Annotated in this window: 12 protein-coding genes; 4 read left to right on the top strand and 8 right to left on the bottom strand. The window is 65.0% G+C overall.

Features of this window, described 5'->3' with window-relative positions; translation table 11 throughout:
- Positions 1-80: 80 nt before the first annotated feature.
- On the top strand, positions 81-884 hold the full coding sequence (locus IT430_15995; GenBank protein MCC6909443.1) for a hypothetical protein: 804 nt from the start codon (positions 81-83) through the stop codon (positions 882-884).
- Entirely contained in the window at positions 881-2,218 is a 1,338-nt protein-coding gene (locus IT430_15990) for a ParB N-terminal domain-containing protein (GenBank protein MCC6909442.1), read from the top strand. Before IT430_15995 ends, IT430_15990 begins: the two co-directional genes overlap by 4 nt.
- 4 nt (positions 2,219-2,222) lie before the next feature.
- Here IT430_15990 and IT430_15985 read toward each other — a convergent pair whose 3' ends face one another.
- The 8 genes from IT430_15985 to IT430_15950 all read right to left on the bottom strand — a co-directional run bounded on the left by IT430_15985 (position 2,223) and on the right by IT430_15950 (position 6,179).
- Positions 2,223-2,981: a hypothetical protein gene (locus IT430_15985; protein MCC6909441.1), complete on the bottom strand. Its 759-nt coding sequence runs from the start codon at positions 2,979-2,981 to the stop codon at positions 2,223-2,225.
- Positions 2,982-3,077: 96 nt separating this feature from the next.
- Positions 3,078-3,602, bottom strand: a complete 525-nt coding sequence (locus tag IT430_15980) for a hypothetical protein (GenBank protein ID MCC6909440.1) — start codon at positions 3,600-3,602, stop codon at positions 3,078-3,080.
- Positions 3,586-3,780: a hypothetical protein gene (locus tag IT430_15975; protein MCC6909439.1), complete on the bottom strand. Its 195-nt coding sequence runs from the start codon at positions 3,778-3,780 to the stop codon at positions 3,586-3,588. The genes IT430_15980 and IT430_15975 overlap by 17 nt, the downstream gene beginning before the upstream one ends.
- On the bottom strand, positions 3,777-4,001 hold the full coding sequence (locus IT430_15970) for a hypothetical protein (protein MCC6909438.1): 225 nt from the start codon (positions 3,999-4,001) through the stop codon (positions 3,777-3,779). Before IT430_15970 ends, IT430_15975 begins: the two co-directional genes overlap by 4 nt.
- 3 nt (positions 4,002-4,004) lie before the next feature.
- A complete protein-coding gene (locus IT430_15965) occupies positions 4,005-5,078 on the bottom strand; it encodes a winged helix-turn-helix domain-containing protein (GenBank protein ID MCC6909437.1) in 1,074 nt (357 codons plus the stop codon).
- A 72-nt stretch (positions 5,079-5,150) separates the two neighbouring features.
- Positions 5,151-5,384 carry a hypothetical protein gene (locus IT430_15960; GenBank protein ID MCC6909436.1) on the bottom strand — a complete coding sequence of 78 codons (234 nt, stop codon included), beginning with the start codon at positions 5,382-5,384 and terminating at the stop codon, positions 5,151-5,153.
- Between the two features lie 30 nt (positions 5,385-5,414).
- A complete protein-coding gene (locus tag IT430_15955) occupies positions 5,415-5,672 on the bottom strand; it encodes a hypothetical protein (protein MCC6909435.1) in 258 nt (85 codons plus the stop codon).
- A gap of 33 nt (positions 5,673-5,705) precedes the next feature.
- A complete protein-coding gene (locus tag IT430_15950; protein ID MCC6909434.1) occupies positions 5,706-6,179 on the bottom strand; it encodes a hypothetical protein in 474 nt (157 codons plus the stop codon).
- A gap of 289 nt (positions 6,180-6,468) precedes the next feature.
- Here IT430_15950 and IT430_15945 point away from each other — a divergent pair, with 289 nt between their 5' ends.
- Together IT430_15945 and IT430_15940 are read left to right on the top strand one after the other, a co-directional pair.
- The gene (locus tag IT430_15945) at positions 6,469-6,723 is read left to right on the top strand and encodes a hypothetical protein (GenBank protein ID MCC6909433.1); all 255 of its coding nucleotides are present in this window, start codon (positions 6,469-6,471) and stop codon (positions 6,721-6,723) included.
- Entirely contained in the window at positions 6,713-8,983 is a 2,271-nt protein-coding gene (locus tag IT430_15940; protein ID MCC6909432.1) for a phage terminase large subunit family protein, read from the top strand. The genes IT430_15945 and IT430_15940 overlap by 11 nt, the downstream gene beginning before the upstream one ends.
- Positions 8,984-9,004: the final 21 nt, after the last annotated feature.

Here is a 9,004-nt window from a genome sequence, read left to right as displayed (position 1 = left end):
TGTTCGCGCCTTGGCGCGGGCCGTGGAATGGCGGCGGCGCTGCAGCGGCGTACCTGGCACGACGGTCGTTCCGATCCGGCATGGGGTTGCCCTGGCGGCATCAGGGGCGCGATCGGGATGAGCGCGATGAGAATGTCGAGGCGCTTGGGCGTCTGGAACGGCACGGGCTTCTGACGCGTAGGGTCGAAAAGACGAAGGTGCTGAGAGTGCGGTTGCTCGACGCCGGAATCGAGCGGGCCTGCTCGCTGGCCGGCGCGCCGTGCTGGGGCGATGGCCGGGAGGTCTGTGAGCGCCTCGCCGACGTCGATGATGAGCGGGCGACGATGATGCACCTCGGCACGCGATGGACGGCGGAATGGGCGCTGGCGGGCACGCCGGCGAACTGGGCCGCATGTGGAGGCGACGAGACCGGCCGCGCCAATCGCCGGCTGCTGTCGAAACTTGAGGAGACGGCGATCCCTGCGCTGATCCGCGGCTGGCTGGAGAGCGGATCTGACCTGCACGGCCGGGCGTGGTACTCGTTGACGGACGGCGGGCGCGCTGCGCTGGAGGACCCGCAGCCGGAGGTGGGGAGCGGCATCGACGCCGCCGACGACTGCGCGCTCGCGTGGCGCATGGGCGCGAACGCCATGTACACGCGGATGGCCGCGGCCCCACGATCGGAGCGCGAGATCGGCCTGCTGCCCTTGCCGGTCCACGGCGGGCCGAACGTGGGCCGCGACGTTCGCCCACGTGGCGATGTGCCCACGGCAGGCGGCCGGAACTACGCCGCTTCGGCACATTTCGCCACAGGGGCGAACGTGGGCGGCGACATGGCGGCCACCGGTCCGGCGGAATCGCCCTTTGGCCGCCCGGCAACCAGCACAAGGAGAACGGACTCATGAACGCGTTCAAGGTGGAACTGCGGCCGCTGGCCGAGATCAAACCGTACGAGAAGAACCCGCGGCTCAACGATGACGCCGTCGAGGCGGTGATGAACAGCATCCAGGCCTTCGGTTGGCGGCAGCCGATCGTCGTCGATGGTGACGGCGTGATCATCTGCGGGCATACGCGGTGGAAGGCTGCGCAGCGCCTCGGCCTCGAGAAGGTGCCGGTCCACGTCGCGATCGACCTGTCGCCTGAGAAGGTGCGGGCCTATCGCATCGCCGACAACAAATCGGCCGAACTCGCGGAATGGAACATGGAGTTGCTGCCCATCGAGATGGCTGAACTCCAGGGCGCCGGCATCGACTGGTCGGGCCTCGGCTTCAGCGCCGACGACCTGGCGAAGTTGCTCGACCCCGGCGTGCGCGACGGGTTGACCGATCCCGATGCCATTCCCGAGCCGCCCGATGAGCCGATCACGAAGCGCGGCGACTTGTGGGTTCTGGGTGAGCACCGGCTGCTGTGCGGCGACAGCGCGAGCGCGGCGGATGTCGATCGTCTGCTCGATGGCCAGCCGATCCATCTCGTGAACACCGATCCGCCGTACAACGTCAAGGTCGAACCGCGATCGAACAACGCCATCGCCGCCGGCAACTCGTCGTTCCCCGAGTCGAAGAAGAAGCGCACGCATCACCAATCGTTTGACGTCGCGCGGCAGGGTGAGAAGAAGCGGACGACGACGAAGATGCGGGCCAAGGACCGACCGCTCGCTAACGACTTCGTTTCCGACGAAGCGTTCGACGAGATGCTCGACGCGTGGTTCGGCAATATGGCGCGCGTGCTCATCCCGGGCGGCGGGTTCTACATCTGGGGCGGCTACGCCAACCTCGGGAACTATCCGGGTCCGCTCAAACGCGCCGGGCTGTACTTCAGCCAGGGCATCGTGTGGGACAAGCAGCATCCGGTTTTGACGCGAAAGGACTACATGGGCGCCTTCGAGATCGCGTTCTACGGATGGCGCGAGGGCGCTGCGCATCGCTTCTTCGGTCCGAACAACGCGACCGACCTTTGGCACGTGAAGAAGGTGAACCCGGCGTCGATGGTGCATTTGACGGAGAAGCCGGTCGAGTTGGCGGTGCGGGCCGTGCAGTACTCATCTCACGCCGGCGAGAACGTGCTTGACCTGTTCGGCGGATCGGGTTCGACTCTGATCGCCGCCGAGCAGACACAGCGCCGTGCGTTCCTGATGGAACTTGATCCTGCGTACTGCGACGTGATCGTGCAACGGTACGAACAGTTCACAGGGAAGAAGGCGGAGCATGTTTCATCATTCAAGGCGGCGAACGATGCGTAGGCACTCAGTCGTTGCGGAGTTCGATGCCAGGCGGAGGAATCTCAGCCAGGCCGAGAAGGAGCCACTCCACTGCCGCTGCTTCATAGGTCTGAATCGGAAAGTCAATTGGGCGCACACCCTCACACTTGCGAACGTACTCGGCGAAGTGTCGAGTGACCTCTGGATTTCGACGCATCAAGTGCGACGCCCACACGAGAACCGCGAGATACATCAGCAGATCACACCACAGGTCGTTCCTCGGACACTTCGGATCCTTGAGCAGCGATGTGATGCAGTTCTGCTCCAGTTCAATGGAAGCCCTGAGCCAAGATCGCGACAACACTCGCTGCCACATGATGGCGTCGTCCACAATGACAAAAAGTCTCGGGTTCCAGAAGTGAAGGAACTTAGAAACGGCGACGACGGTCGGGCTCTGGGTCGGTTTGATGCCAGACATGCTCTGAATGACGGACCATACGCTGTTGAGATGATCGTCGTTGAGATCCTGAAGCGTCAGTTTTCTGATCTGCTGGTTTTGGCTCTCAAGGTGGTCGAACGTCTGGCGGGCGGTCCACGGTGGCCCGCTGGAGTTCCGAAACACCTGCCAGTGTCGACGAAGCTCGTCGTAGAGGGGCTTGAATTCCTCGAACTGGCTGTTTTCGAACGCGCGATGGGCCATGTTCCAGCAACCAACGTGGTAGTCGATCCCCCATCCACGTTGAACGGCGTAGACGTCATGGTGCATTTTGAATGCTTGATGGACCGCAGTATCTGTGAATCGCATGGTGATCATTCTATGGGACACCAAAGATCACCCGCTTCCCGCAGACACAGCCGCGACCTGGGTCACGGCTGTGAACGCTTGCTGAGATGGTTCCGGTTATTCGCCCGCCGTCTCCTCCGGCCCCTTCTCGCGCAGGGCATGGTACTCGATCATGGCGTCGAGCCAGGTGTCGTCAGTCGCGGCGACATGTTTGCGCTCGCGGCCGGGCACGATGCAGGATCGCTCCTTGAGGAACGCGACGGCCGTCGCCACCTGCGACCACGGCGGCATGCTGGTTTCGTCGCCGCCGCCGACCTTGCTGCGGATCTCCTCCAAGGTGAACGCGGCCTTGCCCATCAGGTCGATGGCGTGAGCGACCTCTTCGTAGACCGCCCGCGAACACATGTGCTCGTAGGGCTGGCCGCGCTTGGGCACCACGCGGCGCAGCAGCGCGCCGCTGGCGGCGTCCACGGCGAAGGACTCACCCGGTCCGCTGGTGGGTTTTCCCGTCGCCGCGCTGACCGCGCCGGCGAGCGCTTCCCATTCCTCGGCGGTGACCATCTGGTCCTCGCGGGCTTCGAGCAGACGCTGGGCCGCGAGCAGCACCTGACGCAGCGCGCCGGTCTCATGACTGCTGGTCATGATCATCACCACCTTCCGCAGGCCGCCGGTTCGGCGGGATGTAGACGAAGTCGCAGGTGGCGCAGCGGACCTGGCCATCCTCATCGTTCTGCCAGACCAGCTCGTCGATGCGGCGCTCGCCGCAGTTCGGGCAGGCGGCTTCCGGCTCGACGAGATTCAGTTCATGTTCAACCGTCATGGGCGCACCTCCCCGCGCGCTTCGCTCAGATCGAAGATGGCGACGATCGCCAGCAGGCCCACCAGCAGCGCGGTGCGTTCGTCGAACCCGGCGAGGTCGCCCGCGGCGCACGTGCGAATGAGCGCGGCCTTCTCGGCGGCGGACATTTCGGCCAAGGTGTCGCGCATCGTGGCGCGGGTCTGGTCGGCATGGGCGAGCAGTCGTTGGACTTGCCGGTCCATCACTCACGCTCCTTTCCGGGCCGTGAACCGGCCCTTGTCGGCTTTGATGAACCGCGCTTCCTTGCCCTTGGCTTTGATCTCGCGGATCATCGCGGCGTACAAGGTCGCGTGCGGCGTCGCGCCGTTGGTCTTCCAGCCTGCGGCGATGGCGCGCTCGGCGATGGTCTTGGCGTCGAGCGGCTCCTTGGCCCGCCCCAGGACTTGCGCTGCGGCATCGAGCCCGCTGAGCCCCTCGCGCTTCTTGCGCGGCTTGGACTCGGCCTTGCCGTCTTTCGTCTTCGAGGTGGTCGTGCGCGCCTTGGGCGCGCCGCGGTCGGGTGGCATGGTGATGCCGATCTGTGCCGGGGACTTGCCGGTCAACTGCTTGATCGATTGCTTGATGTGGAAGACGCCCGTGACACTTCCCGAGGCGTCCACCTCGCGGCATCCGGTCTTCGCGTCGATGGGCGAGGTCGCCGGCGCGCGGTAGAGAAGCGGCGTGCGGCCATCGACGCGGAAGTACAACTCGTAGAGTTTGCCGTTCTTCTTCCAGCAGACGTGGTTCTTGCTGGTGGGCAGCTCTTCAACCTGCTTGGTGATCTCGGCGTAGTCGTCCTTATTGACCAGCGCGATCCGCGGCGGCGTGCGCCGGCCCTTGCGCTTTTCCGTTGCGGCCGGCGTTGCGGCTGGCGTCTTCGCCGGTGCGTCCGTCGTTCCTTGCTGCGCCGCGGCTTCCGCCGCCTTCTTCACCCACCGCGAGCGTTCCCTGCCGTTGACGACTTCCGTCTTCAGCACGAGACCCTTGGCCGCGGCCTTGGCGTCGCGCTCGGCGATGCGCTGGGCATCCCGGTCAACAACGCGGCCCCCGGGTTTCACGCCGGAGGCCTGGTTGGCATCCTTGTTGTCGGTCGCCTTCGGCGGCGGCCCGGCTTCGGCTCGAAGCCGCTGGGCGGACTTGATCCTCACCTTCTTCTTCGTCTCGAGGTTGGTGGCGTCCCAGCCGCCGTTGCGGTTCTCGGCGTCGATGCGCACCTTGGCGATCTTGCCGCTCACCTTGGCGGTGTAGGTTCCGCCGATTCTGACGTCGTTCTTCTTCATCGTGCTGCTCCTTTCGTTGATGCAGCGGTTCACAATGGCGCGAGGGTGAACGCCACCGCCGCGCGTGGTGATTCAGTTCGTCCCCGGCAGCGGCGTGATCTCGATCTTGCGCCCGCACGCCGGGCACACGGCCTTGGTCGGCCGGGCCGACTTTCGTCCTGCCTCGTACGCCCGCTCGAGCGCTTCCTTCACGCACCACACCGCGGTGTCGTGGAAGTCGAGGCGGTCGCTGTTGCGGGTTTCGAGGGTCTCGAGGCCGAGGGCTTCGCGGGCGATGGTGTTCAAGGTGTTGTCGCGTGTGCTCATGGCATCTCCGTTCCGTTGGTCGTTGGTCGTTCAGCAGCCGGCGACGCGCTCGATCTCGAGGCGCACGTCGTGGATCATGGAATTGGTCGCGTTGATGCGGTGCATGCGGTCGGCGCCGTAGATGGCCAGCGCGACCTTCTGCACCTTGGCGAAGCGCGCCTCGTCGCTCTCACGGCGGCCGACTTCGCAGATGACGCGGCCGCCCGCGGTGATGAGCGCCCCGTCGTCGGTGCGGGCGATCTCGACCTCGCCGCCCTCGCCTCGAATGGTCATGCCCGTGATCAACATGGTGCTGCTCCTTCCGGTTCGCGCTGCCGCGCTTCAGATGGTGGTGATGTGGGCGACGAGCATGCAGGCCCGCACGACTGCGTCGAGTTCGCCGCGCTGGCCGGCGCTCAAGGCGTCGAACTTCTGCTCGAAGATCCGCTCGGCCAGGGCCCGCCGCGTGGTGTCGATGTCGATGGCCTCGAAGCTGTAGGTCGGGGCGTAGTTGTCGCTCACCGCGACATTGGCGCAGCCGGTCTTGTAGGCGCTGATGCCCAGTTCGATGTTGAGCGCTGCGCTCGCGCTGACCTGCTTCTGCACCGATTCGACGCGGATGGCGATGCTCTCGACCCGCGCGCCAGCGTGGATGACCGGCTCCTTGCCCATCGCGTGGTCGCGATCCCAGAAGGCGAGGATCTCCTCGTCGGTGTAGCCCTTGGCCCGCAGGTAGCGCAGGTCGGTTTCGCTGAACATGGCGTGCTGGCGGATCCGCTTGGCGTGGTCGTTCTCATTGGTGGTTCGCGTCGTCATGGTCGTTGCTCCTTTGGCGTTGGCGTTGATGCGGCGTCGGCCGCGTTTTCAGTGACACATGAGGGCATGAGCCGCGCGAAGATGCAAGGCGATTCGCCGAGGATTCCAGCACATTTCGCAGAATGTGGGCAAATGCCGTCGCATGTGGGCAACTGCGCCAACGGGGACGCGCTGTCCGCTAGGTATGTGCTAGGTACTGGCCGGATTCTCGCCGCGCCGGGCCAGATTTGTGGCGGGCAAGGGAGGTCGTGGTTTGCACCGGTGATGTCTCAAGCTGAACTGGAGTGCCATGACCGGGCCGCCTGATCAACAGCGCGATCGTATCGGTGCGCTCAATCCGGCTGCACTTCCCGTAGCCGAGATGGCGCGCCTGCTTACGCGCGTCGGTGGTCAACCGACCACTGCGGCGATGATCGAGCGCGACATCGACGAGGGCGCACCGACCAACGGCGATGGCACTCTCAACCTCGTGCACTATGCGGCTTGGGTGGTGCGGAATCTCAGCCAAGGAATGACGGGGGGCGGCGACCGACGTGGCGATTGACCCTCGCTCTCTGCGACCGAGCGAAATCTGCCGCCTGCTCAACTCGACTCCATTGGGCGAGGTGATCAGCGAGCGGCAATTGCACCGTCATCGCAGCCGGGCCGGATATCGCATTGGCGACGGAAAGACGGTTGATCTGCTCCGCTACACGGCCTGGCTCGTCGCCGAGCGGCATGCACGACTGAACGCGGCGGAATCGGCCGCGGATGAGTTGCCTCACGCGCGTGGCGATCGGCCCGTGCAGAACGATCTGCCGGCATCCCTCGCAGGGCGGGAAATCGTCGCTCTGGCCGAGGCGACCGACGTTCATCGCCGGGCTCGGTGCGAGAGGTCGTTCCGATCATTCTGCGAGACGTACTTCCCTCAGACGTTCAGCCTGCCGTGGTCGGATGACCATCTCAAAGTCATCGAGAAGATTGAGAAGGCGGTCCTGGAGGGCGGGCTCTTCGCGATGGCGATGCCGCGCGGGAGTGGCAAGACCACCCTCTGCGAGATCGCCTGCCTCTGGGCGATACTCATTGGAGCCCGGGAGTTCGTGGCGCTCATCGGCGCTGATGAAGATCATGCCGCGAACATGCTCGACTCGATCAAGGCGGAACTCGAGAACAACGAATCGCTCCTGGCCGACCTCCCCGAGGTGCTCTTTCCAATCCACAGCCTCGAGGGCATCCACCAGCGCTCCTCGGGCCAGCTCCATGAAGGGCGGCAGACGCACATCGGCTGGACCGCCAAGGAGATTGTGCTGCCGACGGTGCCCAATTCGAAGGCAAGTGGGGCGATCATTCGCGTTGCGGGCATCACCGGGCGTATCCGGGGCATGAAGCACAAGCGTCCCGACGGCCAGTCGGTGCGTCCTTCGCTTGTTCTCATCGATGACCCGCAGACGGATGAGTCGGCGCGCTCGCCCTCACAGTGCAACACCCGCGAGCGGATCCTCGCCGGCGCCATTCTCGGCCTGGCCGGCCCGGGGAGAAAGATTGCCGGCCTCATGACCATCACCGTGGTGCGCCCCGACGACATGGCCGATCGACTCCTGGATCGGGAGAAGCATCCCCAGTGGCAAGGCGAGCGCACGCGCATGGTCTATGCGTTCCCGACTCGGGAGGCGCTTTGGGCCAAGTACGCCGAAATCCGCGCCGATGGGCTGCGCCATGATGCGGGAATCTCGGCGGCAACGGCGTTCTATCGCCAGCACCAGGCCGAAATGGACGAAGGTGCCACCATCGCGTGGCCGGCGCGGTTCAACCACGATGAAGCCTCCGCGATCCAGCACGCGATGAATCTCAAGCTCCAGGACGAGGCGGCGTTCTGGGCGGAGTACCAGAACGACCCATTGCCTGAGCAGCAAGCGGACGAAGATCTGCTCAGCGCGGATCAGATTGCCGCGAAAACCAACGGCATGCGGCGCGGCGAAATCCCGGTCGGCTGTTCGCACCTGACGATGTTCATCGACGTGCAGGAAAAGTGCCTGTTCTGGCTCGTGGCGGCGTGGGAAGAGGACTTTACAGGCCATGTCGTCGATTACGGTACGGAGCCGGACCAGAAGGCGGGGTATTTCACATTACGGGAGGTGAAGCGGACGCTGGCGATGGCAGCGCCGCGCGCCGGACTTGAGGGCGCCATCTATGCGGGGCTGGAGCGACTGACCGACGCGAAGCTCGGCCGGGAATGGAAGCGCGATGACGGCGCGATGGTGCGCATCGACCACTGCCTCATCGACGCCAACTGGGGTGCTTCGACGGATGTCGTGTACCAGTTCTGCCGCCAGTCCACCTATGCTGGCGTACTCCTGCCGTCACACGGGCGGTATGTCGGCGCTTCAAGCATCCCTTTCAGCGAATACAAGCGCAAGCGGGGCGACCGTGTCGGCCTGAACTGGCGCATCCCAAATGTCGCAGGCCGCCGCGCCGTGCGTCACGTGCTCTTCGACACGAACTACTGGAAATCGTTCATCCACGCGCGGCTGGCGGTGCCGATGGGCGATGCCGGCTGCGTGTCGCTCTTCGGCCGAAAACCCGAAGCGCACCGCCTCATCGCCGAGCACCTCACGAGCGAGTACCGCGTGAAAACTGAAGGCCGTGGCCGCACCGTCGATGAGTGGAAACTCCGCCTCTCCGGCGCTGACAACCACTGGTTCGACTGCCTTGTCGGCGCCGCCGTCGCGGCGTCGATGCAGGGCGCGGTTCTGTATGGCACGGATGTGCAGCGGGCTCCGCGCCGCCGTATCCGCCTTTCTGATCTCCAGGGAGGGCGGCGATGAACAGCGAAGCGAAGACGAAAC

This window comes from Phycisphaerales bacterium (genome assembly GCA_020852515.1).
GTDB lineage: Bacteria > Planctomycetota > Phycisphaerae > Phycisphaerales > UBA5793 > UBA5793.
This window is presented reverse-complemented; position numbering and strand designations above follow the sequence as displayed.

Excerpts from the sequence above, each read along its gene's own strand:
- IT430_15995 (MCC6909443.1), top strand. The coding sequence starts at position 81 with ATGGGGTTGCCCTGGCGGCATCAGGGGCGCGATCGGGATGAGCGCGAT.
- IT430_15990 (MCC6909442.1), top strand. The coding sequence starts at position 881 with ATGAACGCGTTCAAGGTGGAACTGCGGCCGCTGGCCGAGATCAAACCG.
- IT430_15985 (MCC6909441.1), bottom strand. The coding sequence starts at position 2,981 with ATGCGATTCACAGATACTGCGGTCCATCAAGCATTCAAAATGCACCAT.
- IT430_15980 (MCC6909440.1), bottom strand. The coding sequence starts at position 3,602 with ATGACCAGCAGTCATGAGACCGGCGCGCTGCGTCAGGTGCTGCTCGCG.
- IT430_15975 (MCC6909439.1), bottom strand. The coding sequence starts at position 3,780 with ATGACGGTTGAACATGAACTGAATCTCGTCGAGCCGGAAGCCGCCTGC.
- IT430_15970 (MCC6909438.1), bottom strand. The coding sequence starts at position 4,001 with ATGGACCGGCAAGTCCAACGACTGCTCGCCCATGCCGACCAGACCCGC.
- IT430_15965 (MCC6909437.1), bottom strand. The coding sequence starts at position 5,078 with ATGAAGAAGAACGACGTCAGAATCGGCGGAACCTACACCGCCAAGGTG.
- IT430_15960 (MCC6909436.1), bottom strand. The coding sequence starts at position 5,384 with ATGAGCACACGCGACAACACCTTGAACACCATCGCCCGCGAAGCCCTC.
- IT430_15955 (MCC6909435.1), bottom strand. The coding sequence starts at position 5,672 with ATGTTGATCACGGGCATGACCATTCGAGGCGAGGGCGGCGAGGTCGAG.
- IT430_15950 (MCC6909434.1), bottom strand. The coding sequence starts at position 6,179 with ATGACGACGCGAACCACCAATGAGAACGACCACGCCAAGCGGATCCGC.
- IT430_15945 (MCC6909433.1), top strand. The coding sequence starts at position 6,469 with ATGACCGGGCCGCCTGATCAACAGCGCGATCGTATCGGTGCGCTCAAT.